We start from the raw sequence: 23792 nt of genomic DNA, 5'->3' as shown, positions 1-23792 counted from the left end.
AAACATCGTACTTCTTTTAGTTTTTTCTATCGTTTTTTCGCATGCTTCGAAAGATTTCTCTTTCCATACTCCATATCCAGCTGATAATTTAAAGATGCCCAGCGAATCTTCGATATCAAATAAGTGATAACACCGCCGATTGCTGCTGCCCCCGCCAATATGAAACCGCCTAAAAACAAAATATTGTCATTCCATTCTCCCATTTTCACATTCCTTTTTAATCGTTTTGTATAATCCTGAGCAATCACGCCTTGCTCCATCTCTTCCATTTTTTTAATTGTAACTTTTTCCGTACCTATATTTTAAATGCACACCTTGTTTTTGCATGTGGTCCAATTTTTCTTAAAATAATTATATCATTTTTTGTTCCTTTGTCAATTTTCATTATCCTTTATAGGCAATTATATTTAACACATTTTTATCCCGTCACTTCCCATTATCTTTTCATGATAATTTCATTTACCTTTTGGAACGCTATCATTATTATAAAAAGGAGGATTTCCATGATCGTACAAACTGCTGATCGAATTCGCGAACTTCGCGAAAAAAATGACATGACTCAAAGTGAACTGGCTAAACGACTCTCGATTACCCGCTCTAGTGTAAACGCATGGGAGATGTCCCTTTCCATCCCATCCAGCAAAATTCTTCCAGAGCTCTGCAAGGTGCTTCATACTACCTCGGACTATCTTCTCGGAATGGATGACACGGAACTTTTGTCGTTAAAATATTATTCCGATGATGAACGGGAGATTTTGTATCGTTTGATGCGTTACTTTGATGAATCGAAAGAAAAACAGAAAAAATTGTAATATAAGTACAACAAAAGGGCTGCTGTGACAAGAAATTTTTGTGTGTTCCAATCAATCCAAACACTTATTCCATATCACAGCAGCCCCTGTGCTTTTTTCCTATTTACTTCTTTTCATCATTACCTTACACTTCTTCCGGTTGCAGGCAATCCCATAATTTAATATTTGCTCAACTCCCATCTGCCAGCGCCCGACAGAATTTCTCCGCCATCGCTCCATCCCTGACCACATTTTCCCGGAAACGCATCAGGATATGCTCCGTTATGATATTTCGTATCTCCTGATTCGGAACAACCAGATGGTAGCGTTTTCCATCGGCTTCCCCGCGTTTGGTCAGATATCCCGTCATCAGCAGCGCACTCCAGATATTTTCGGTAGATGCATACAGCTCTTTATAGGTCAGTTCCTCGTTAATTTCTTTTTGGACTGACTCCCCATTTACCAGCGCTTCCAGTTCGGTTTTCGTCAATTTCTGCTTTTCTCCCATTTCATCAATAAAATGGTACATCGTCTCATTTCCGCTGGTATTGATCCAATAATTCTGTGGCGGCAGCTCTGAATCACTAATATGATCGCTGCAATAATTGATTACATCCCACGGGCAATAGACATCCGCTTTTCCAAAACGATATCCATCATACCACGCTTTCACCGTCTCATATGTTTCATCCAGATCATAAGCATGAAGCAATGCCCTTACTTCTGCATCTGTAAAACCAAAGTATTCATCAAACGCGGCACTGGTAATCGGATATACTTTAAAATTGTTCAACCCCGTAAAAATACTTTCTTTTGCCACTCTCAGGCATCCTGTCAGCACCGCAAATTTAAGGCTGTCATTCGTTTTCAGGACATTTTCAAATAAATTCCGTATCAAAAGTGCCATCTCATCGTAAAATCCATTCTCATTTGCCTTGGCAAGCGGAACATCGTATTCATCGATCAGAACGATTACTTTTTCTCCAAAATGTTTTTCTAAAAGTTCAGACAGCTCCTGTAAGCTGCTGGTCAGCGTCTCGTCGTCCATATTTTTCCGCAGAAGCTCGTCAAACAGTTCCCGATCAAACCGGGTCAGTTTTGGACTGTCCATCAAAAATTGCAGCCGTCTGGCTTCGCGGTTAATTACTTTAATTAAATATCCCTTTGCTTCCTCATACGTTGCCCCATTGACTCCTTTTAAGCTAATGGAAACAACTGGAAATTTTCCCATGTAAGCTTCACATAAAGCTGTATTTTCAGAAATATATAAGCCCTTAAACCATTCCGGCTTCGCCCCGACTTCAAAGAAGCTGCGAAGCATACTCATATTTAATGATTTTCCAAAACGCCGTGGGCGTGTAAATAAATTTACTTTTCCCCACTGGTTTAAAAGTTCTTCAATTAACTTTGTCTTATCCACGTAATAGAAGCCATCTGTTCGAATCTCTTCAAAACTTTCTACCCCAATCGGAAGTTTCAGCCGTTCTTTCACTATGACATCCCCCCGTTTCCATTGATTTTTCTATTTTCCGTTCCCATGTTATAACCATATCGAATTATAATTACAACTTTTCTTTTATCTAATCTCTATTTTATCATCTCTATTTTACTGATACAAGAACAAAAAGAATCCTGATACAGGCACCTCTCAATTTTCTCTCTTCATATACTGCAATATATCCAATATGAAGAGAGGTATCTTTTTATGGAAACATACAACTACGACGCAGCAGCGGCAGTGCCCGAGGGGGACGCTGAGATGACTCCGGAGACAGATACGGCAGCAGCTGGAATCGGCGACACAACACCGGCGGCTGTGTGAACTGCGGCGGTTCTAACTGGAATACATCCCCCAACGGAACGCTCTGGACCCCCATTTTTTACCACTCACACCTAATTTCATTTCCAGGCACAAAAAAAGTACCGCAATCGCTGTAATTACGGTACTTTCTGGGCTTGACACATTTTCAATTTACAAAGTATATTTAGAATTTCCCAGCCTTCGCTGCTTCCTCAATCCCTACCGCAACCGCCACAGTAGCTCCGACCATCGGGTTATTACCCATACCGATCAGACCCATCATCTCTACGTGAGCCGGTACGGAGGAAGATCCTGCGAACTGTGCATCGGAGTGCATACGTCCCATGGTATCGGTCATGCCGTAGGAAGCCGGACCTGCTGCCATGTTATCTGGATGAAGGGTACGTCCTGTACCGCCGCCGGATGCTACGGAAAAGTATTTCTTGCCTTTCTCTACGCATTCCTTCTTATATGTACCTGCTACCGGATGCTGGAAACGGGTCGGATTGGTGGAGTTACCGGTGATGGAAACGTCTACGCCCTCTTTCCACATGATCGCTACACCCTCGGTAACGTCATTTGCACCATAACAGTTTACTTTCGCACGAAGTCCCTTGGAGTAAGATTTTCTCCACAGTTCTTTCACTTCGCCTGTGTAATAATCCATCTCTGTCTCTACATATGTAAAGCCGTTGATGCGGGAAATGATCTGAGCCGCATCTTTGCCAAGACCGTTTAAGATAACGCGAAGCGGTTTTTTACGAACTTTGTTTGCTTTCTCTGCGATACCGATCGCACCCTCTGCGGCTGCAAAGGACTCATGACCTGCCAGGAAGCAGAAGCAGTCGGTCTCTTCTTCCAGAAGCATCTTACCTAAGTTTCCATGTCCCAGACCTACTTTACGCTGATCTGCTACGGAACCCGGAATACAGAATGCCTGCAGTCCCTCGCCGATCGCTGCCGCCGCATCGGCAGCTCTGCGGCAGCCTTTCTTGATTGCGATTGCCGCGCCTACCGTGTAAGCCCAGCACGCATTTTCAAAACAGATTGGCTGGATCTTCTTTACCTGATCGTATACATCCAGTCCGGCATCCTTCGTGATCTTCTCAGCTTCTTCGATCGAAGCAATGCCATAGCTATTTAATACGGAATTGATCTTGTCAATTCGTCTCTCGTATGATTCAAATAATGCCATTGTGATGTTCCTCCTTAACTATGTACCCTGTGATTATTTGTTACTGTTCACGCATACGTGCCCAGCAACGCAATTTTGCCGATGCTTCGCATTCCAAATCGGCAAACTCCGATGTCAGAAATGTATCGTACGGAATTTTCAGTTCAGAAAATTCCTATCTATGTACAATAACAATTATTCCTGTCTCGGATCGATAATCTTAACTGCATCGTCTACACGGCCGTACTGACCTTTTGCCTTCTCATATGCAGTGGTCGGATCGTCGCCCTTCTTGATGAAGTCGGTCATCTTACCTAAGTTTACAAACTGGTAACCAATGATCTGATCTTCTTCATCCAGTGCAATTCCTGTTACATAGCCTTCTGCCATCTCAAGGTAACGCGGACCTTTTTTCAGAGTTCCGTACATCGTACCTACCTGAGAGCGGAGTCCTTTTCCAAGGTCTTCAAGGCCGGCACCAATCGGAAGCCCCTCTTCAGAAAACGCACTCTGCGTTCTGCCATATGCGATCTGGAGGAACAGCTCACGCATGGCGGTGTTGATTGCATCACAGACAAGGTCTGTATTTAATGCTTCCAGTACGGTTCTTCCCGGAAGAATCTCTGCTGCCATCGCTGCAGAATGGGTCATACCAGAACATCCGATCGTCTCTACCAGAGCTTCCTGAATGATACCTTCCTTAACATTCAGGGTCAGCTTACAAGCACCCTGCTGCGGCGCACACCAGCCAACACCGTGTGTTAAACCGGAAATATCCTTTACTTCTTTGGACTTAACCCACTTTGCTTCCTCCGGGATCGGAGCAGCGCCGTGATTTACGCCCTGGGCTACTGGACACATATTTTCTACTTCTTGTGAATAAATCATTGTAAGACTCCTTTCGAAATGATTGGATTTTGTACTTTGTTAATTTTATCACATCAATCCTGTCCCTATTATCTCACGAAATTCTCAATTCGTCCATATGTTTTTTGTAACTTTTCAGACGGTTTTCTCATCTTTCTTTCTCTCCAAAAAAACATACAAAAACACGACAAAACTAACGAACAGAATACATCCCTTTACCATGCTGGAAATACTTAACGCCCACCAGATACCGCTAAGTCCCATCACAGAGGACAACAACACCGCCACTGGGATGCGCGCGGAGGTAAAGGTCACGCTGACGATCGACGGATACAGCGTCCGCCCCAGACCGGAAAACGCACCGATCGAGGTCTGTTCCACCATCATAAACATCTGGCTCAGTCCCACGATCCGCAGGTAATTGACGCCGAGCGCCATGACCTCTTCTTCCTGCAAAAAGATCGAGAACAGCGGACGCGCCATTCCGATCAGCAAAAATGTCGTGCAGAGTCCCCACGCCGCCGTCATCGCGATCGCACAGAAATAGCCGCGGCGCACACGGTCATACCGCTTCGCCCCATAATTCTGTCCGAGGAATGCATTGACTGCCGCCGAAAAGCCATCTCCGACCATCCAGGAAACGGATTCAATCTGACTGCCAACACGCTGTGCCGCCACTGCCAGATCACCCCATCCGGTGATAAGGCGGGTCAGAATCATCGAAATTCCTGCGTAAATCAGGTTCTGCACCGCCGACGGCACACCGATCCGCACGATCTCCCTCCAAACCTTCACTGGAACCAGCACCCAGATACGCAGATGCGGAAACAGCACCTTTTCCCGCAGGACTGCCTTGAAAAACAGGAGGCTTACGAGCGCCTGTGCCGTGACCGTCGCAGCCGCTGCTCCGCTGACTCCCAGTTCCGGAAATGGTCCGATTCCAAAGATCAGCACCGGATCCAGCACAACATTGAAGACAAGCCCCGCCACATTGACGATAAACGGTGTCCGGCTATTTCCCGCCGCCGTCAAAAGTCCTGTCAAGATCGCATTTAGATAAGAAAAGATCACAAGCCCACAGGCGATCCGCACATACCATTCTGCCTGTGCAATCACCTCCGGGCTGTTTAATTTAAAAAATCCAATTAACCGACTGGCTCCAAAGAGCGAAACCAGCCCATACAGCACGGCAAACAAAATTCCCAACTGCAGCGCACCTCTCGCATACTGCGCCGCACTGTCATTTTCTCCCGCACCAAGACAATGGGCGGTCTTTACCTGACCGCCCGTCCTCGCCAAAATCGCAAATCCCTGTGAAAACCAGGTATACATACCTGCCGATCCCACCGCCGTGACGGCGCCTGCCCCGAGGCGTCCGATCCACGCCATATCAGTCAGATTGTAAAGCATCTGAACCAGAGAGGTCGCCATGATCGGAAGCGCCAGCCGGGTCAGTGCCGGGGCGATTGCTTCATTCAGCAAATCTACATGATGAGATTTCATTATTTTGCAGAAAGATACTCGTCGATGCCTCTTGCACCTGCTCGTCCGGCTTCCATCGCGAGAATAACCGTAGCCGCGCCAGTCACTGCGTCGCCTCCGGCGTAAACGCCCTCTTTCGTTGTCTTTCCATTGCTCTCATCCGCCACGATACATCTCCAGCGGTTGATCTCAAGACCTTTGGTCGTATTGGAAATCAGCGGGTTCGGGGAAGTACCCAGCGCCATGATAACGGTATCTGCATCGATCGTGAAATCGGAACCGACCACCTCAACCGGACGTCTTCTTCCAGATTCATCCGGCTCGCCAAGCTCCATACGGCGGCATACGATGCCTTTGACCCATCCGTTCTCATCCTCGAGAATCTCAACCGGGTTGGTCAGAAGGTCAAAATGGATGCCCTCCTCTTTTGCGTGATGTACTTCCTCCACACGTGCCGGAAGCTCTTTCTCACTTCTTCTATATACAATATGAACTTCTGCACCGAGACGCAGAGCCGTTCTTGCCGCATCCATCGCTACGTTTCCGCCGCCGACTACAACTACCTTCTTCGATTCCATGATCGGTGTGTCATAATCATCGCGGAATGCCTTCATCAGGTTATTTCTGGTCAGGTACTCATTTGCAGAAAATACGCCGTTGGCATTTTCACCCGGAATACCCATGAACTTCGGAAGTCCGGCACCAGAACCGATGAAGACTGCCTGGAAACCTTCTTCATCCATCAGTTCGTCGATTGTGATAGATTTTCCGATAACTACGTTTGTCTCAATCTTAACGCCCAGCTTGCGGACATTCTCGATCTCCGGCTGTACAACGCCGCTCTTCGGAAGACGGAACTCCGGAATGCCGTAGGTCAATACTCCGCCCGGCTCATGAAGTGCCTCGAAAATGGTTACTGCATAGCCCAGTTTTGCCAGATCGCCTGCACAGGTCAGACCTGCAGGACCGGAACCGATGACTGCTACTTTCTTTCCGTTTGTCTTCTCCGGCGCTGCCGGTACAAAACCATGCTCACGGGACCAGTCTGCCACGAAGCGCTCAAGTTTACCAATGGAAACCGCCTCGCCCTTGATACCGCGCACACACTGTCCCTCACACTGGGATTCCTGTGGGCAGACACGTCCACAGACTGCCGGAAGTGCCGAAGAAAGTGCGATGACTTTCGCTGCCTCCTCAATATTTCCCGCTTTTACTTCCTGGATAAACGCCGGAATATTGATGGAAACCGGGCATCCAGCGATACATTTTGCATTTTTACAGTTCAGACATCTCTCAGACTCCGCAACTGCTTCTTCCATATTATAGCCGAGACATACCTCTTTAAAATTAGTCGCACGTACCTTCGGATCCTGCTCTCTGACCGGCACCTTTTTCATCATATCTCTCTTTGCTTCCATTATTTGTCACCTCCGCACTGTCCGCATCCGCCGTGATGAGTATCGCCCTCTTTCAGGCGCAGCATCGCTCTGCCTTCCTGAGTCTTATAAATTCTCTGACGTTCCATCGCCTCGTCAAAATTAACAAGATGTCCATCAAACTCCGGTCCGTCTACGCAGGCAAATTTGACCTGGTCGCCTACGGTGACACGACAGGCACCACACATACCGGTTCCATCTACCATGATCGGGTTCAGGCTGACAATCGTCGGAATCTCCAGTTTTTTCGTCAGCAGGCAGACAAATTTCATCATGATCATCGGTCCGATTGCAACACAGACATCGTACTTGCGTCCCTGTTTTTCAACTAAATCCTCGATGACACCTGTAACCATACCTTTAATGCCAAAGCTGCCATCATCGGTTGTGATGTAAAGGTTTCCGGCTGCCTTCTCCATCTCCTCGGTCAGGATCAGCAGATCTTTGGTCTTAGAACCTACGATAACATCTACATCAATGCCGTGCTCATGCATCCATTTTACCTGCGGATAAACCGGAGCCGCACCGACACCGCCGGCTACGAAGAGGTATTTCTTCTTTTTCAGCTCTTCTACATCCTCATGGATAAACTCGGACGGATTTCCAAGCGGTCCTACGAAATCATGGAATGCATCCCCAGCCTTGAGGGTGCTCATCTTCTCGGTAGAAGCTCCCACGGTCTGGAATACGATCGTGATCGTTCCTGTCTGACGGTCAAAATCACAGATAGTCAGCGGGATTCTCTCGCCCTCTTCGCCCATCTTGACGATGACAAATTCGCCCGGCTCACATGCACGCGCTACACGCGGTGCTTCTACAACCATCAGATAAATCTTATCTGCCAGTTTTTCAGCTTTTAAAATCGGGTACATTCTATTCCTCCTTACTGTTATATGAACATTTTATTGTTTGACTTTTCAGAATTCTCGATTATTTTACCACTTTGTCCTATTTTTGACAACCTTAGAGCGATTCCTTTTCCAGCTTCCGATATTCCCTGAATTCATAGCATAAATTGAAAAATGTCTGCTCGCCGCTTCGTCTTACCAGTTCCCAGCCTTCTTTCTCCAGATCAACCATGTGTGTGTCTGCCACATAGGAAAAATCAATCCAGGTGATCTGCGCTGTGTCGCAGAACGGAAGGAACTGCCGGTAAACCGACTCGCCGCCGATGATGACGACATCTACATCTGTCAGATGTTTTTCCTGTTTCAGCTCGTCAATCCGCACCAGCGCCTCCTCGACACTATGGCAGATCTCTGCCCCCTTTACGCTCAGAGCCTTCTTTTTTGTCAAAATCAGGTTGATTCTGCCATCCAGCGGTCGCTGAGCCGGGAAGGTCAGAAACGTTTTATAGCCCATCACGATGATTTTTCCCATCGTTTCCTGCCGGAACAATTTCTGATCCGACGGGATCACCGTCAGCATCTGCCCTTTATTGCCGATACCCCAGTTCCGATCCACTGCCGCAATCAGCTGAAAATGTCTCGGAAACCGTTCCGGAAACTGTCTTTTGAGTGTCTTCATCATGCTCGCCGCATTGATATAGAATGCCTCGTCTGGCTGTTCTTTCTTATCTACATGAGAATGGAACACGCGCTCCATCTCCCGAAGCGCCGCCTCTTCTTCCGGGAACCGGTTCATAATATCAATCATGACATCACGGCTGTCACGAAGCTTCTGCATCAGGACATCCCAGATCGCCGCCTTATCCGCTTCACTGACAAAGCCATAGTGGTTTAAAATAATCTCTTTTGCATCCAATTCCGATGAATACTCTATCGATTCTTCTGCCGCCTTATAGTCTACCAGAAACGACGGCATATAACTCCCATCATGCCCCATGACGCCTACCGTCTCACTGCACAGCATCAACTCATCATCAATCAGGTAAGACATGGAACATTTCGTGTGGCCGATCGTCGCAAACGCGTAGATCGTATGGTCGCCCAGTTCGATCGTCTCGCCGTCCTCCAGCGATACATCAATCTGTAAATCTGCATCGTCATATTCCGAATCCCATGGAAGCCCCGCCGCTTCTGCCGCCTCGCCGCTTAGACGCCGGATCGTCTTCAAAGCGCCCGGTTTCACTAAAATTTCTTTTGCGCGCTCGGAAGCATATGTTTTCACCCCCGGCCATGCTTTCCGCACCGCCGGAAGCCCCGCTACATGATCATAATGGGAATGGGATAAAAGAACCGCGTCTAACTCTGCATCGCCCAGTTCTCTTTTTATATTTTCCACCATCTGATCGGCAGCATACGCCATCCCCGCCTCGAACAGGAGATTGGCTTTTCCCTTTATCAAAAACACCGCACCGCTTCCGCAGCCAGATACATCGATCACCGTCATTGCTTTCTCATCCTTTTTGTTTGAATTTAAAATCGAACCGAGAAAATTTGAACAAAAACAAATCCTCAAATCCATATTTCGTATTTGATTTTACTGGATCTTTATGAAAAATACAAGGACTGGTTCAAATCAGATGAATGTAAGGAATAATAGGGTAACTGTTCACAAATAGGAATTTTCTGAACTGAAAATTCTGTACGATACAGTTCTCGCAGCAGATTTTGCCGATTTGGAATGCGCAGCATCGGCAAAATCCCGTTGCTGGGCACACATGTGTGAGCAGTAACATAATGGGATTTTTAATAACAGAATGCCGCAATTTCATTCCAAACAAACGGAACAATATCTGAGCGGGTGTGGCTGGGATACTCGGACAGATTTTCTAAATTATAAAAAGGATCGGCACCGATATGAAATCGTGTGTTTCGTTACACAGATTCCGGATCAGCGCCGATCCTCTGGGTGGTTGGTTTTAATTTAGTAAATTATGGGGAAGAGCTGCACCCCAGCATGCTCAGTGGCTTCAGCGTGCTCAGTGCCCCAGCTCAAAAAAGCTGCGCTTTTCTTCGCTGGACGGGCTGCGCCCTATAAATCAGTCCAGCAAGACAGTTCCTTATGTGCAAGCACAACGTTCCTGTCTTACTGCCCTGCTTTGCACTGCTTATGCCTCAACCATGTACGGATATGTTACATCCAGGCACGGTACTCTGAGTTCTTTGATGGTTCTCGGGCTTAACCAGCGATACATGTTGATCTCGCTGCCGGCTTTGTCGTTGGTTCCGGATGCTCTTGCACCACCGAACGGCTGCTGGCCGATAACTGCACCGGTCGGCTTGTCGTTGATGTAGAAGTTTCCGGCTGTTCCTTTAAGTGCATCTTCCATCTTAACGATAGCTTCGCGGTCATCTGCAAAGATTGCTCCGGACAGACCATAGGACGTTGCGGTATCGCAGCTTGCCAGAGTCTCATCCAGTTTGTCATCCGGATATACATATACGGTCATAACCGGTCCAAAAATTTCCTCTACCATAGTCTTGAAATCTGGCTTCTTAGCCTCAATCAGGGTCGGATATATGAAATATCCCTTGGAATCATCGTATCCGCCGCAGATAACTTCTGCATCCTCGGATGCTTTTGCATAGTCGATGTACTCTTTGTTGGTCTTGAATGCGGATGCATCGATAACAGCACCCATCAGGTTTCTGAAATCGGTTATATCGCCAATTTTAATCTTCTCAATCTCTGCCAGCATACCCTCTTTAACCTGCGGCCAGATGCTTGCCGGAACAAATGCACGGGAAGCTGCGGAGCACTTCTGTCCCTGATACTCGTAGGATGCTCTTGTCAGAGCTGCTACCAGACCCGGTACGTCTGCGGAATTGTGAGCAAAGATGAAGTCCTTTCCACCAGTCTCGCCAACCAGACGCGGATATGTTTTGTATTTCTTGATGTTCTCGCCTACTAAGGAGTAAACACCGCTGAACACTTCGGTAGAACCTGTGAAATGGAATCCTGCCAGGTTCGGATCGCTTAATACGTACTTGCTCATGTCAGAACCACGGCTCGGTACAAAGTTGATAACACCTGCCGGAAGTCCTGCAGCCATCAGGGCCTGCATTACATAGTAGTTGGAAAGAACTGCTGTGGTAGCCGGTTTCCAGAGAACTACGTTACCTGCGATCGCCGGAGCGGTCGGAAGGTTAGCACCGATGGATGTGAAGTTGAATGGGGAAATCGCGGTTACGAAACCTTCCAGCGGACGGTACTCGATGCGGTTCCAAACATTCGGTGTGTTGTTCGGCTGTCTGTCATAAATCTGCTGTAAGTAGTATACGTTGAAACGAAGGAAATCAATCAGCTCGCAGGTATCAATCTCAGCCTGATATGCGGTCTTGCTCTGTCCTAACATGGTAGCTGCATTTACTTTATCTCTCATCGGACCAGCGATTAAATCAGCTGCTTTTAAGAAGATAGATACGCGGTGTTCCATCGGCATCTCGGTCCATGCTTTTCTAGCTGCCAGAGCTGCTGCAATTGCATCCTTTAACTCTTTCTCACCGCCGGAAGCTGCTTCTGCGATTACATGTGCATGGTCATGCGGCATAACTGCTTTGGTCTTTCTCTCTGTCCAAACTTCCTTACCACCGATGATCATCGGAACCTGAACAACCTGTGCGGACTGGCGCTCCAGCTCTTTCTTTAAGCTGGCTCTCTCCGGGCTTCCCGGAAGATATGCTTTTACCGGCTCATTTTTCGGCATCTCTACTTTGAAATATCCATTGCTCATTGCTCATCTCTCCTTTTTGACATTTTGTCTCATTTGTGATTATGATATGAAAATTTTTCTCACTTTATTTTCGTAGAATCTAATTTTTTCTTTTCAATTTTCATATCAGTGAATTTCTATGGCTAAATATTAGCACGTTTTTCATTTTATGTCAATACTATTTCATTTTAAAAAATATATGTTTTCATTATATTTTTCTGTACATATCGTATAATCTCTTTATTTTTTTCTGTGTCTAATCAAACAAATGCCTATTTCTAAGGCTTTTTTATAATATATGTTTTTTATGCTTTGTTTACGGGAAGTGGTTTTTATGCTATACTGATCCCGCCTGAAACAACTCACAAAAGTGAGTTTATCCTGAAAATAATTCACTTATATGAAAAAAGGAGTTTGATTATGCTTAAATTAGAACGTACCAGCGTCATGAATCTGGAAAATGCCATGCGCGGTGCCCGCAATCCGATGAACAGCTGGGGACGGATGGACAGCTTTTATGATGAGAATGGCGAATATAAACTGGGACCGAACGATCTCGACCTTGCGAAACGTCTCCGCAAAGCAGGCAGCGACCACCGCAAGTTTCTGCGCCAGGTATTTGTCTCAGTCGATGTGACCGCACCTCTCTACTGGTGGAAAGAATATGATACTTATAAAGTAGCGACCGTCGCCAATTCAACCAGCACGATGCACAAAATCGCCAGCAAACCGTTTTCGATGGACGATTTCAGCTGCGACCACATGACAGCCGGAACACGCGCATTTATGGAAACAGTTATCGCCAAGCTGGAGGAAATCCGCCTGCGTTATCTGGAGACAAAGAATAAGGATGACTGGTATGATATGATCCAGCTGCTGCCGAGCAGTTATAATCAGATGCGGACTTGTTCGTTTAATTATGAGACACTGATTAATATTTATTATGCCAGAAAGGATCATAAGCTGGCGGAGTGGCATACATTCTGTGACTGGATCAAGACCTTGCCGTATGGGGAAGAATTGATTATTGGGGAAGGAAAATAAATAGATAGCTAAATAATTTGATTGTCGTGGATGGGACGGAGAAAAAGCCGCCCGGGCAAAAATGATCAGGTTTCGAGGACTGGGATTTTCTAGGCATCTTCGGTTTGATTAAAAACAGAAAGAAATCCTCACAAAGCAAGTTTGTTGCGGTTTCTTTCAACATCAAATCCGAATCTGCCAAGTAAATCCACAGTCTCGAAAATTCCATTTTTGCCCGGGCGGCTTTTTCTCCTGTTTATTGGATGATAACTTGGTAAAATTTAAGATCCTGGTGTCATCCAGCGCATGAATGCGGCTGGATGACGGCGTAGGATCTTTTCTCGTTCCGTATGATAAATTACTTTGTCCACCATCTACTTTCTTATCTAACTATATTCAAGAAAGTCCCCCATGTCTTTCTTCTAAATACTGAATGTGCGCTTAGAAGAAATGTTTAGTTATGGCAGAGAACTGGCATTCCCTTGTATACTTTCTCGTAGAGAAGTTTTGCTTTATCAACCGGCAGATTGATGCAGCCGTGGCTGCCGGAATACTGGTAGATGGTTCCGCCGAATTTACTTCTCCAGCTTGCGTCATGGAAACCGATGCCGCCGTTGAATGGCATCCAATAGTCTACGTGACTTTCATATTCATATGTGCCGTCTGCCCGTTTGGCGCCGCGCAGAACGCGGTCGGCCTGCTTGTAGGTCAGGCTGTAAATACCTTCCGGGGTTGTGTAGTTTTTGGACACGTTTCCGGTTACGCACGGAGCATCCCAGGTCAGGGCGCCGTTTTCATACATATATACATGCTGGGCGCCGAAATCAACTTCTGCGTAGGTATTGCCCCAGTCTGCGTCTGAATGGCTGGCTGCCTGCTGGGAGAACTGGACTTCACGTTCCTGATTGATACCTGTCTGCGCCATCAGAACCAGGTTGTCTGTCTCCGCAGTCTGGTCAATCTTCCATCCATAAGGGCCTGTCAAGGCTACCTCTTTTCCGGAAGTGGTATGGAAAGTACGGGTAGTTCCAGCTGTGTCGTATTTCGCTGCCAGCGCCTTGATGTAAGCAGCTGCCTTATCGCGGTCTACAGTAATGACACCATTCTCGCCGCCTGTATACCAGCTGACATATTCAGTACCGGACAGTGTCTCGGTCGCATCACCGATATGGAAGGTGATGGTCGCATTTTTAGCCTGGTTCATCTGGGCGCAGAGTGCTTTTAAGGATGCATCGCCGGAAGTCACCTGGATCGGTGTGTAACATCCCAATGCTTCCAGATCGATCTCTGTCATGCCGGAGGCGATCGCCGCATTGATCGCCGTCTGTACCTTTGCCTTATCCACAGATTCTCCCTTTACTTCCGGAACAATCGTGAAATCTTTTCCTTCTTCCCAGGCGGATATATGGGCATCTACCGTCGGTGCTACACTATCTGACATACAATTTAAGGAAGCAATGCGGTTTGCAAGCATCGTCTGATCGCAGGAAAGCGGCATCGCGATCGTCAGCGCTCCTGCTCCAGCTACCCCTGCTGCCTGCTGGTCAATCGCTGCCTGCAGCTCATTTGTAATCACTACTTTATAGCCGATCTCCGCTGCGGTGATCTCTTCTGTCTTGCCTCCACGTTCTTTAATCGTTAATTTATAAGAACCGTAATTCTGCTCCAGCTTTGCCTTCGCTTCCTCATTGCTCATTCCGCCGACTGCGACGCCATTTACACTTGTTCCATTTGCAAAACTGCCATCTGCCAGTACTGGCTGTGCAAACATCAGCACCAGTGCAGCTGCTGCACCAGTCATTTTAAGTATACTCATACTTTTATTTTTCATTTTTTCACAAACCTCTCTGCCGCGCCATATGGCTGCGGCCTGTATATATGGATTCTGAATCCTTATTATAGCAGAGTCGGAAAAAAAGTCCAGACCGATTCTAAAAAAGATCGTCAAAAGATCCGATTCGTAAGAATTTCTTAACGGTTCCTTTTTTCTTTCCTTTTTCTTTCATTTTTTCCATATTCATGATTGCAGTTTTTCCATTTTGCAGTATGATGGTATTCATTGCAAATGGGAAGTATAACTTTCAGAACGTCCTTAAAAATGTTTAAAATTTTCATGTTCCCAAAAGCGCCAAAAGGACCGCCGCATCTGGCATGCCCTCTTCTAAGTAAACAAGATTTTTATTGTTATCTTGGTCTGCTTAAAAGGAAATATGCCAGTCTGCGGCAGTCCTTCTTTCTATTTCCGGTCAATTTCCGGATTGACATGCACCATAATGTGTTTTACCTTCGGAAATGTCTTTTCAATGCTGTTATGCACCAACTCGGCAATCTTGTGCGCCTCCCGCAGCGGCATGGAACCGTCTACCTCAATCTCAATGTCCGCATAAATTTTATTGCCAAAGATCCGCGTCTGAAGCAGGTCAATCCGCGCCACATCTGGATTCTGAAGAACGCAGGCGCGCAGCTGTTCTTCGGTCTTCTCATCACAGGAATGATCGACCATTTTATCCATCGCATCTTTAAAAATCTCATACGCCGCTTTCACGATAAAGACGAAAATAACCAGGCTCGCGATCGGATCCATGACCGGAAATCCCATTCTCGCGCCCACGATTCCGACCAGCGCACCGATCGAGGAAAACGCATCGGAACGGTGATGCCATGCATCTGCCATCAGTGCGCTGGAATCAATCTTTTTCGCATAATATCGGGTGTACCAGTACATCGCTTCTTTACTGACAATGGATATAACAGCCGCTGCCAGCGCCAGCATTCCCGGAACCTGCAGGTGACTGTATTCTCCCTTGAGCACGTCCGTAAGCGCCTCCACGCCAATCCCCAGACCTGTCATAAAGAGAACCATCGAGAGGACAATCGCAGCCACACACTCCATCCGCTCATGTCCATACGGGTGCTCCTTGTCCGGCTGTTTGGACGACAGCTTAATTCCAATCACCACGATCATCGTGCTGAACACATCGGACGCCGAATGGATACTGTCACTGATCATCGCATTCGAATGTGCGAACACACCCGCTAACAGCTTCATAAACGACAAAAGGATGTTCACTACTATCGTTACAAAAGACACTTGATTTGCCACCTTCTGAAAATCGTTCTGTTTCATATTCGTTACCTCCAAAAAATATCTCATGGCACTAACGATAGGTGGGTGCTGCGGTTTAACCCGTAAAAAAGTATAAAAAAACACCCACGAACCAGTATGAGTAACTACTGTCCCGTGGATGAAACTAACTTCCACTGTCGCTTCTGCGACCCGACCCCATGATATTCACGGTCTGCTCAGTTTGTACTGTAGTTTGATATGCAGTGCAAAGAGTTTGTGATGAATAATAGCACAAATTTACTTTGTTGTCAATATCGGGAAACGCCCTTTCTTCCATATTTATTTTTTCAATTCCTTAATTCCAGCCTCAAGTCCTGCCGCCGTCAGCGGAAACATCGGAATCTCCTCGCGGATCAGACTGATCGTGTACGCACCATAGGCATATGCCCAGTTATTTTCCCGCATCGGGTTCAGCCAGATCGCCGACGGAAAACGCCGGTGCATCTCCTGCAGCCAGTAAATGCCCGTCCGCTCGTTGCTGTGGAAATAGTCGAGACTGCCGCCGCGGTACAGAAGTTCCGACGGCGCCATCGACGCATCCCCAACCAGGATTACCTTGTATTCCGGTTTTAGGTTGTGAAAGACCCACTCGGTCGAGATCTTATCCCTCCAGGAGCAGGACGGCGTCGTAAACAGCTGATCGTAGAAACAGTTGTGGAAATAATAAATCTTCAAATCCTTAAAATGGGACGACTGATTGACCGCCTGGAACAGCCGGTTGCACAGATCCGCATATGCCCACATCGACCCGCCGCTGTCCATCAGAAGCAGAAGCTTCGTCTGGTTCTTTCTCGGGCGCTCCATGACGAGCTCCAGACGTCCGCCTTCGTCACAGGTCTTCTCGATCGTTTTCTCCACATTGAGTTCCGTTTTCGGTCCATCCTCACGGCAGGATAAAAGACGCAGCTTTTTGAGCGCCACCTGGAACTGCCGGATCTGGATAACCGCATCGTCGCGGAAATCGCGGTAATTCCGCTGTTCCGCCACCTGCAGCGCGCTCCGGTTTTTGCCCGGTCCGCCCACGCGGATGCCCTTCGGGCTGTAACCGGAATGTCCAAATGCCGACGTACCGCCGGTTCCAATCCACTTATTGCCGCCGTGGTGCTGCTCATGCTGCTCTTTTAGTCGTTCCGCCATCATTTTACGGATATCGTCCAGATCAAGTCCCGCAAACCGCGCATCGACCTCATCCTTATCATACGGCGTCTGCGCGTGCGCCTTGGCAAGCCAGTCTAAGACCTCCTTCGGAAGTTCCTCAAACGTCTGCACATTTTTAAAATATGCCAGAAATGCCTGGTCAAATTTGTCATATTCGGACTCTTTTTTGACCAGAACCGCCCTCGCCATATAGTAAAACTCCGTCAGGCTCGCGTCGTTCAGGTTCATTTCCAGCGCATCCATCAGGCTGTTCCACTCATTGAGGCTCGTCTTCATCCCGTAAGAACGGAGTAGATACAGAAAATCAGTAAACATATCGGTTATTCTCCACCAGCTTTAAATCCTCTGTCTTTTTTAAGAGTACCCCCGCAAACGGGATCTCCTTTTCCAGCTTCTCCACCGGCACGCCGCCGATCACAAGCGCCTGAATCCAGTCCAACACCTCGGAGGTACTCGGCTTCTTCTGCAGGCCGCGCAGATCGCGCACCCGGTAGAAGGCGTCCAGCACGCCGTCGATCAGCTTCTGGTCGAGATCCGGGTAATGTGCCTTGATGATCTTCTCCATCATCGGCTGCTCCGGGAATGCAATATAATGGAAGATACAGCGGCGCAGAAACGCATCCGGCAGCTCCTTCTCCGCATTGGAGGTAATAATCACAATCGGACGATGCTTCGCTTTGACAGTCTTTCCCGTCTCCGGAATGTAAAATTCCATCTTGTCAAGTTCCCAGAGCAGGTCGTTCGGGAATTCCAGATCCGCTTTATCGATCTCATCGATCAAAAGAACCGTCTGCTTTTCCTTCTCAAATGCCTCTCCCATCTTTCCGAGGCGGATATATCTGGCAATATCATCAACGCCATCCGCACCAAACTGGCTGTCGTAAAGACGCTGTACCGTATCGTACACGTAAAGACCGTCTTGTGCGCGGGTCGTCGATTTAATATTCCAGATCAAAAGTTCCATATCGAGGGATCTGGCAATCGCCTCCGCGAGCATCGTCTTTCCAGTGCCCGGTTCTCCCTTGATTAAGAGCGGCTTTTTGAGCGCCGCCGCAATGTTAACGCTGCGGATCAGTTCATCCGAAGCGATGTATTCGTCACTGCCGTGAAATTGCTGCATGATAAATTCTCCTTTTAGAAAGTTCTCCTTTTACATAACTGTAAACACTAACAAGGGCAGCATAACGATTCAGGATCCATGCTGACTGCGATCGGTTCGGATCCATCGTTCCTCTCGATCGTCATACATAATCCTGCCCGTTTGCCGCCCTATTGATTTTCTATAAATATAGCAATATTCTAATAGTTTGTCAAATCGTATATATGTTAGGCTTTCATTAGAAAAACACGATTGTTACTGCTCACTATTCTACTTTGCCACCCGGATATTCTTGCTGCCGCTAAATCCTTCCGGCGGCTCTGTCTCCGTGAGGATCGTCGCTTCTTCAAACCCCCCGAACGTCACCGAACTTACCATGCCGAATTTCTGGCTGTCCGCCAGCACATAGCAGCGCTCTGTCTGGCGCATCGCCTCTTGCTTGACTAATGCCTCATTCGGATCCGGCGTCGTGAAACCGTGGCGCTTGCTGACGCCGTTGGTTCCAAAAAATCCCTTTGTAAAATGATAGCTCTGGATCGTCAGGATCGCCTGACTTCCGATGACCGCCTCCGTCGTGCCCTTTAACTCACCGCCAATCAGAATTACGCGGTTTCCGGCGGCTGCCAGCCGTTTGGCATGTGATACCGCATTCGTCACAAACGTGGCGCTGCGCGCCGGAAGATAGTCTAAGATATACCCGGTCGTCGTGCCCGCGTCCAGATAGACAAAATCATCCGGCTGGATAAGTCCCGCCGCAAACTGGGCGATTCTCCTTTTCTCCTCCTGCTGCAATTCCATCTTCTGTGCCACTGACGGCTCGGTTCCCGTAAATGTCCCGTCCGAGGACACCGCGCCGCCAAACACCTTGGTCAGGCGCCCCGCCTTGTCAAGCGCATTCAGATCCCGCCGGATCGTCGATTCCGAAACTCCCAGCACCTCTTTAATCTCAGGAACTGTCACACTCCTCTTTTTATCCAGAAGTTCCAAAATCAGTTCGTATCTTTTTTCTGTCAGCATGACTCTTTTCCTTTCATCTTCTGCTGTGGTTGAACTTTTTTTAGCTCAATTTTTCACTTCTCTCTGTCTTAATATTCTTATCAACTGCAGCTGCTTTCGACAATGACCTTCCGAATCGGCAGCACACGCCCCGGCGATACGGAAAGCTCATCCACACCCATTTTCAGGAATTCTTTTGTCAAACTCAGATCCGCGCCCAATTCGCCGCAAATACCTGCCCAGATGCCCTCGGCGTGCGCATTTTCGACAACCATGCGGATCATCGCCAGCACCGCCGGATGGTGCGGATCGTAAAATGCATCCAGCTCCGGGTTCTGACGGTCAACTGCCAGCGTATACTGGGTCAGGTCGTTCGTTCCGATGCTGAAAAAGTCCACTTTTTTCGCCAGATCCCGGCTTACCATGACTGCCGCCGGGGTTTCAATCATAATGCCCTGCTTCGGGTCGCCAAACTGGAGATTCTGTGCGGTCAGCTCCGTCTTGACCTCCTCGACAATCTTCGCGATCGCCTCGACCTCCCAGACACTTGTGATCATCGGATACATGATCTGGAGATTGCCATAGGCACTTGCCCGAAACAGCGCGCGAAGCTGTGTCTTGAAAATCTCCGGTCTTGTCAGGCAGATACGGATCGCCCGGCAGCCCATCGACGGATTTTCCTCTTTTTTCAGTTCAAAATAATCGCACTGCTTGTCCGCGCCGATGTCCAGCGTGCGGATAATGACCGGTTTGCCCGCCATCGTTTCCGCTACCTGTTTATATACCTGGAACTGCTCCTCCTCCGTCGGAAATGTTTCTTTTTCCAGATACAAAAATTCGCTGCGGAACAATCCGATGCCCGCCGCATCGTTCTGAATGACCGACGCCAGATCCTTGCTGTTGCCAATGTTCGCATACAGGCGGATCTCCTTGCCATCCAGAGTGACTGTTTCGCGCCCTTTCAGTGTTTGCAGCAGTTCTTTCTTCTCCTGTTCCTCCCGCTGCCGGCGGCGCATTGTTTCCAATGTCTCCTCATCCGGTTCCACATACAGGACTCCGTTCGTACCATCCACAACCGCAAATTTCCCATCTACCGTCTCATCGAGCGCCACGTCCGTTCCGATCAGCGCCGGAATGCTCATCGTACGCGCCAGGATCGCCGTGTGGGAATTGACGGAACCGTGTACCGTCACAAAGGATAGCACCTTGTCCTTTTCAAGCTGTACCGTCTCTGACGGTGCTAAATCATCTGCCAGAATAATCACCGGCTCGTCCGTATGGATGCCCTGACCTGCGCCTCCGGACAGAACGCGCACAATCCGCTCCGAAATATCTTTGACATCCGCCGCGCGCCCGCGCATATATTCGTCCTCCATCGCCGCAAACATCTGGGCGAAATTGTCACCGGTCACCGCAACCGCATACTCGGCATTGACCTTCTGCGTATCGATGATATTCTGAACCGCGTCCAGATAGTCCTCGTCCTCCAGCATGATCTGGTGAATCTCAAAAATCGCCGCATTCGCCTCGCCAACTTCTTTTACCGCCTTTTCATACAACTCGCCGAGCTGGCGGATGGACTCCTGAACTGCCGCATTAAACCGCGCTTTTTCCTGCTCTGCATTCTCTATTTTCGTCCGTTTTACGGTCTGCTCGCCTTTCTGATACACACATATTTTTCCAACTGCGACACCGCCAAATACACTTTTTCCACGATACGTCTGCATGACCATTCCCCTTTCCATTGATCCATTATCGAAAAATGCCGCCATGTAATAATCCCTTACATCGCGGCATCTTTATTAAACTACATATTTTCCTTCATAAACTGGCTGACTGCCTCATAAGCTGCTTCTTCATCCTCACCCTCAAAGGTCAGGGTTACTTCCTGCCCGTTCTTTACTGCCAGTCCCATGATACCGAAAATCTTTTTGCAGTCGCCGCTCTTTCCGTCTTTCGTCAGTTTGATCGTACTCGTAAACTGTTTTGCCGCCTTTACCAGTTCACCTGCCGGGCGTGCGTGGATTCCTTCCGGGTCTGTAATGGTATATTTAAACTCTTTCATGATGATGTTCTCCTTCTCATTATAACCTATTTTGATTGATTTGACCAAAAAATTTCTAATAAAGATTCACATTCCGTCAAAAAAAATTATTTATCTATTCTTCTACATTCTTCTTGAGAACTCCTAAGAGTACCGTCGAGATCGCCATGCCAACCACCAGTGCCAGCAGATAGAACAGCGGATTTCCCATGACTGGGAATACGAAGATTCCGCCATGCGGCGCCATCAGTGTGCAGTTAAATAACATGCTCATCGCTCCCGCAACACCCGAACCGACGATGCAGGCTGGAAGCACGTGTACCGGATCGGACGCTGCAAATGGAATCGCGCCCTCCGTGATAAATGCCAGACCCATGATGAAGTTGGTCGGTCCTGCCTCGCGCTCTTCCTTTGTAAATTTCTTCTTAAACAGCATTGTTGCCAGCGCAATCGCACACGGCGGTGTCATACCGCCAATCATAACAGCTGCCATCACATCGTAGTTGCCGGAGGCGATTGCCGCCGTACCAAATACATATGCCGCCTTGTTGAATGGACCGCCCATGTCGATCGCCATCATCGCCGCCAGCACAAAACCAAGAATCAGCTTACTCGAACCACCCATGCTGCTCAGACCATCGTTTAACGCCATATTGATCGCGCCCATGACCGGCTCTACGACGAAGCTCATAACCAGTCCGATGAGCAGGACGCCCACAACCGGGTAAATCAGGACCGGAGCAATCTTTTCCAGTGCCTCTGGAAGATTCTCGCACGCTTTCCGAAGCGCCAGAATCAGATATCCGGCAATAAAACCTGCCGCCAGGGCGCCAAGGAAACCTGATTTTCCCTGAGAAGCAATCATGCCGCCGACAAAACCGACTGCCAGCGCCGGGCGGTCTCCGATCGCCATCGCGATGAAACCAGCCAGAATCGGGAGCATAAAGCCAAATGCCACACCGCCGACATTTTTAAACCATGCCGCCAGCGGGGTAATCGTACCAAAGTTTACACGCTGGTCGAGCGGAAGTGCATTCATATCCACACTAAAACCATCAATCAGAAACGCAATCGCAATCAGGATGCCGCCGCCGACTACAAATGGGAGCATGTGGGAGACACCATTCATCAGCTGCGTGTAAATCTGGTGTCCGACACTGCCCGATTTGCCGCCAGAGGCTGCCTTTGCCGGGCTGCTGTTTCCAGATGATGCTGCGTGGTAAACCGGTACCTCCCCGGACGCCGCGCGCTCCAAAAGCTCCGGTGCCTTGCTGATACCGTCCGAAACCTGACATTCGATCACTCGTTTTCCGTCAAACCGATCCATCGGCACCTGTGCGTCCGCTGCCACGATGATGCAGTCCGCCGCCTCGATCTCCTGTGCCGTCAGCACATTTTTTGCTCCGGCTGAACCGCGCGTCTCAACTTTGATCTTCCAGCCCTTCGCGCGTGCCGCTTTTTCCAGGCCTTCGGCAGCCATGTAGGTGTGCGCGATACCGGTCGGACAGGAAGTAACCGCTAAGATCTTCGGTCCGGCTGTCTTTTCCGTCTCTGCACCCGCTTTTTTCGCCTGAATCTCCTGACCACCTGCTTGTGCGGCATTCTCTCCATTTGTATCTGCCGCTTCTTCGACGGAATCAGCCGCCAGTCTCTCATCGATGCCTGCCTGTTCTGCATCTGCCTTATCAATAATGGAAAGAAAGTCTTCCACCGAAGAAGCATTTCGCAGGGAATCTGAGAAATTCTCGTCCATCATGAGAACGGAAAGCTTGCTCAACACATCCAGATGTACGTTATCTTTTGTATTTGGCGCTGCAATCAGAAACAGCAGAGTGACCGGTTCGCCGTCCAGGGAGTCGAAATCCACGCCATTTTTGATGACCATCGCCGCCAGCCCCGGCTTTTTGACCGCATCACATTTTCCATGAGGAATTGCAATCCCCTCGCCGATACCGGTCGTGCTCTCTTCTTCTCTCGCATAAACCTGCTTGCGGAATGCCTCGACATCCGACAGCTTTCCGCTCGCCGCCATCAGCTCTACCGCCTTGTCCAGTGTCTCCGATTTGCTGGTGGGTGCCGCATCCAGCGATATACTTCTCGGATCCAGTAAATCAGTAATCTTCATATCTGTTGCCTCCCTATTTATGCCCGAATGTCAGGTATGCATTGCATATCC

19 protein-coding genes and 1 riboswitch are annotated in these 23792 nt (G+C 48.3%); of the genes, 2 read left to right on the top strand and 17 right to left on the bottom strand.

What is annotated here, in order from left to right:
- Positions 1-26: 26 nt before the first annotated feature.
- A complete protein-coding gene (locus DWZ45_RS14490) occupies positions 27-203 on the bottom strand; it encodes a hypothetical protein (protein WP_182426630.1) in 177 nt (58 codons plus the stop codon).
- Between the two features lie 300 nt (positions 204-503).
- Here DWZ45_RS14490 and DWZ45_RS04525 point away from each other — a divergent pair, with 300 nt between their 5' ends.
- Positions 504-812 (top strand): helix-turn-helix transcriptional regulator, encoded by a 309-nt coding sequence (locus DWZ45_RS04525; protein WP_118467851.1) that lies wholly within the window; start codon positions 504-506, stop codon positions 810-812.
- A 169-nt stretch (positions 813-981) separates the two neighbouring features.
- Here DWZ45_RS04525 and DWZ45_RS04520 read toward each other — a convergent pair whose 3' ends face one another.
- The 8 genes from DWZ45_RS04520 to pruA form a co-directional block, all read right to left on the bottom strand.
- The gene (locus DWZ45_RS04520) at positions 982-2283 is read right to left on the bottom strand and encodes an AAA family ATPase (RefSeq protein ID WP_118467849.1); all 1302 of its coding nucleotides are present in this window, start codon (positions 2281-2283) and stop codon (positions 982-984) included.
- Between the two features lie 493 nt (positions 2284-2776).
- On the bottom strand, positions 2777-3787 hold the full coding sequence (locus DWZ45_RS04515; protein WP_022359682.1) for a GGGtGRT protein: 1011 nt from the start codon (positions 3785-3787) through the stop codon (positions 2777-2779).
- Between the two features lie 174 nt (positions 3788-3961).
- Positions 3962-4654: a hypothetical protein gene (locus DWZ45_RS04510; protein ID WP_022359683.1), complete on the bottom strand. Its 693-nt coding sequence runs from the start codon at positions 4652-4654 to the stop codon at positions 3962-3964.
- A gap of 114 nt (positions 4655-4768) precedes the next feature.
- Positions 4769-6115, bottom strand: a complete 1347-nt coding sequence (locus tag DWZ45_RS04505) for an MATE family efflux transporter (RefSeq protein WP_347475157.1) — start codon at positions 6113-6115, stop codon at positions 4769-4771.
- A gap of 20 nt (positions 6116-6135) precedes the next feature.
- Positions 6136-7533, bottom strand: coding sequence for an NADPH-dependent glutamate synthase (gene gltA / locus DWZ45_RS04500; RefSeq protein ID WP_118467845.1), 1398 nt, complete (start codon positions 7531-7533; stop codon positions 6136-6138).
- The gene (locus DWZ45_RS04495) at positions 7533-8423 is read right to left on the bottom strand and encodes a sulfide/dihydroorotate dehydrogenase-like FAD/NAD-binding protein (protein ID WP_118467843.1); all 891 of its coding nucleotides are present in this window, start codon (positions 8421-8423) and stop codon (positions 7533-7535) included. Before DWZ45_RS04495 ends, gltA begins: the two co-directional genes overlap by 1 nt.
- Positions 8424-8514: 91 nt before the next feature.
- Positions 8515-9903, bottom strand: coding sequence for a dihydrofolate reductase (locus DWZ45_RS14810; protein WP_338126567.1), 1389 nt, complete (start codon positions 9901-9903; stop codon positions 8515-8517).
- A gap of 661 nt (positions 9904-10564) precedes the next feature.
- Positions 10565-12190 (bottom strand): L-glutamate gamma-semialdehyde dehydrogenase, encoded by a 1626-nt coding sequence (gene pruA, locus DWZ45_RS04485; RefSeq protein WP_117796350.1) that lies wholly within the window; start codon positions 12188-12190, stop codon positions 10565-10567.
- A 399-nt stretch (positions 12191-12589) separates the two neighbouring features.
- Here pruA and DWZ45_RS04480 point away from each other — a divergent pair, with 399 nt between their 5' ends.
- Positions 12590-13213, top strand: coding sequence for a hypothetical protein (locus DWZ45_RS04480; protein WP_107000350.1), 624 nt, complete (start codon positions 12590-12592; stop codon positions 13211-13213).
- A 433-nt stretch (positions 13214-13646) separates the two neighbouring features.
- On the opposite strand, the gene DWZ45_RS04470 is transcribed toward DWZ45_RS04480, so the two are convergent.
- The 8 genes from DWZ45_RS04470 to DWZ45_RS04435 all read right to left on the bottom strand — a co-directional run bounded on the left by DWZ45_RS04470 (position 13647) and on the right by DWZ45_RS04435 (position 23741).
- On the bottom strand, positions 13647-15008 hold the full coding sequence (locus DWZ45_RS04470) for a L,D-transpeptidase family protein (RefSeq protein ID WP_243015349.1): 1362 nt from the start codon (positions 15006-15008) through the stop codon (positions 13647-13649).
- Positions 15009-15428: 420 nt separating this feature from the next.
- On the bottom strand, positions 15429-16319 hold the full coding sequence (locus DWZ45_RS04465; protein ID WP_118467837.1) for a cation diffusion facilitator family transporter: 891 nt from the start codon (positions 16317-16319) through the stop codon (positions 15429-15431).
- A gap of 105 nt (positions 16320-16424) precedes the next feature.
- A riboswitch (NiCo riboswitch) is annotated at positions 16425-16509 on the bottom strand.
- A gap of 89 nt (positions 16510-16598) precedes the next feature.
- Positions 16599-17792, bottom strand: coding sequence for a VWA domain-containing protein (locus DWZ45_RS04460; protein ID WP_107000351.1), 1194 nt, complete (start codon positions 17790-17792; stop codon positions 16599-16601).
- Entirely contained in the window at positions 17782-18597 is an 816-nt protein-coding gene (locus DWZ45_RS04455; RefSeq protein WP_022359195.1) for a MoxR family ATPase, read from the bottom strand. Before DWZ45_RS04455 ends, DWZ45_RS04460 begins: the two co-directional genes overlap by 11 nt.
- A 249-nt stretch (positions 18598-18846) precedes the next feature.
- Positions 18847-19593: a DeoR/GlpR family DNA-binding transcription regulator gene (locus DWZ45_RS04450; protein WP_118467835.1), complete on the bottom strand. Its 747-nt coding sequence runs from the start codon at positions 19591-19593 to the stop codon at positions 18847-18849.
- Positions 19594-19673: 80 nt separating this feature from the next.
- The gene (gene ptsP, locus DWZ45_RS04445) at positions 19674-21299 is read right to left on the bottom strand and encodes a phosphoenolpyruvate--protein phosphotransferase (protein WP_118468087.1); all 1626 of its coding nucleotides are present in this window, start codon (positions 21297-21299) and stop codon (positions 19674-19676) included.
- An 80-nt stretch (positions 21300-21379) separates the two neighbouring features.
- The gene (locus DWZ45_RS04440) at positions 21380-21637 is read right to left on the bottom strand and encodes an HPr family phosphocarrier protein (RefSeq protein WP_118467833.1); all 258 of its coding nucleotides are present in this window, start codon (positions 21635-21637) and stop codon (positions 21380-21382) included.
- A 94-nt stretch (positions 21638-21731) separates the two neighbouring features.
- Positions 21732-23741 (bottom strand): PTS fructose transporter subunit IIABC, encoded by a 2010-nt coding sequence (locus DWZ45_RS04435; protein WP_118467831.1) that lies wholly within the window; start codon positions 23739-23741, stop codon positions 21732-21734.
- Between the last annotated feature and the right edge of the window lie 51 nt (positions 23742-23792).

Source organism: Clostridium sp. AF32-7AC (genome assembly GCF_003477925.1).
GTDB lineage: Bacteria > Bacillota > Clostridia > Lachnospirales > Lachnospiraceae > Otoolea > Otoolea fessa.
This window is presented reverse-complemented; position numbering and strand designations above follow the sequence as displayed.

What these genes read in the sequence shown, in the direction of transcription:
- DWZ45_RS14490 (WP_182426630.1), bottom strand. Translation starts at nt 203, where the DNA reads ATGGGAGAATGGAATGACAATATTTTGTTTTTAGGCGGTTTCATATTG.
- DWZ45_RS04525 (WP_118467851.1), top strand. Translation starts at nt 504, where the DNA reads ATGATCGTACAAACTGCTGATCGAATTCGCGAACTTCGCGAAAAAAAT.
- DWZ45_RS04515 (WP_022359682.1), bottom strand. Translation starts at nt 3,787, where the DNA reads ATGGCATTATTTGAATCATACGAGAGACGAATTGACAAGATCAATTCC.
- DWZ45_RS04510 (WP_022359683.1), bottom strand. Translation starts at nt 4,654, where the DNA reads ATGATTTATTCACAAGAAGTAGAAAATATGTGTCCAGTAGCCCAGGGC.
- gltA (WP_118467845.1), bottom strand. Translation starts at nt 7,533, where the DNA reads ATGGAAGCAAAGAGAGATATGATGAAAAAGGTGCCGGTCAGAGAGCAG.
- DWZ45_RS04495 (WP_118467843.1), bottom strand. Translation starts at nt 8,423, where the DNA reads ATGTACCCGATTTTAAAAGCTGAAAAACTGGCAGATAAGATTTATCTG.
- DWZ45_RS14810 (WP_338126567.1), bottom strand. Translation starts at nt 9,903, where the DNA reads ATGACGGTGATCGATGTATCTGGCTGCGGAAGCGGTGCGGTGTTTTTG.
- pruA (WP_117796350.1), bottom strand. Translation starts at nt 12,190, where the DNA reads ATGAGCAATGGATATTTCAAAGTAGAGATGCCGAAAAATGAGCCGGTA.
- DWZ45_RS04480 (WP_107000350.1), top strand. Translation starts at nt 12,590, where the DNA reads ATGCTTAAATTAGAACGTACCAGCGTCATGAATCTGGAAAATGCCATG.
- DWZ45_RS04470 (WP_243015349.1), bottom strand. Translation starts at nt 15,008, where the DNA reads ATGAGTATACTTAAAATGACTGGTGCAGCAGCTGCACTGGTGCTGATG.
- DWZ45_RS04465 (WP_118467837.1), bottom strand. Translation starts at nt 16,319, where the DNA reads ATGAAACAGAACGATTTTCAGAAGGTGGCAAATCAAGTGTCTTTTGTA.
- DWZ45_RS04460 (WP_107000351.1), bottom strand. Translation starts at nt 17,792, where the DNA reads ATGTTTACTGATTTTCTGTATCTACTCCGTTCTTACGGGATGAAGACG.
- DWZ45_RS04455 (WP_022359195.1), bottom strand. Translation starts at nt 18,597, where the DNA reads ATGCAGCAATTTCACGGCAGTGACGAATACATCGCTTCGGATGAACTG.
- DWZ45_RS04450 (WP_118467835.1), bottom strand. Translation starts at nt 19,593, where the DNA reads ATGCTGACAGAAAAAAGATACGAACTGATTTTGGAACTTCTGGATAAA.
- ptsP (WP_118468087.1), bottom strand. Translation starts at nt 21,299, where the DNA reads ATGCAGACGTATCGTGGAAAAAGTGTATTTGGCGGTGTCGCAGTTGGA.
- DWZ45_RS04440 (WP_118467833.1), bottom strand. Translation starts at nt 21,637, where the DNA reads ATGAAAGAGTTTAAATATACCATTACAGACCCGGAAGGAATCCACGCA.
- DWZ45_RS04435 (WP_118467831.1), bottom strand. Translation starts at nt 23,741, where the DNA reads ATGAAGATTACTGATTTACTGGATCCGAGAAGTATATCGCTGGATGCG.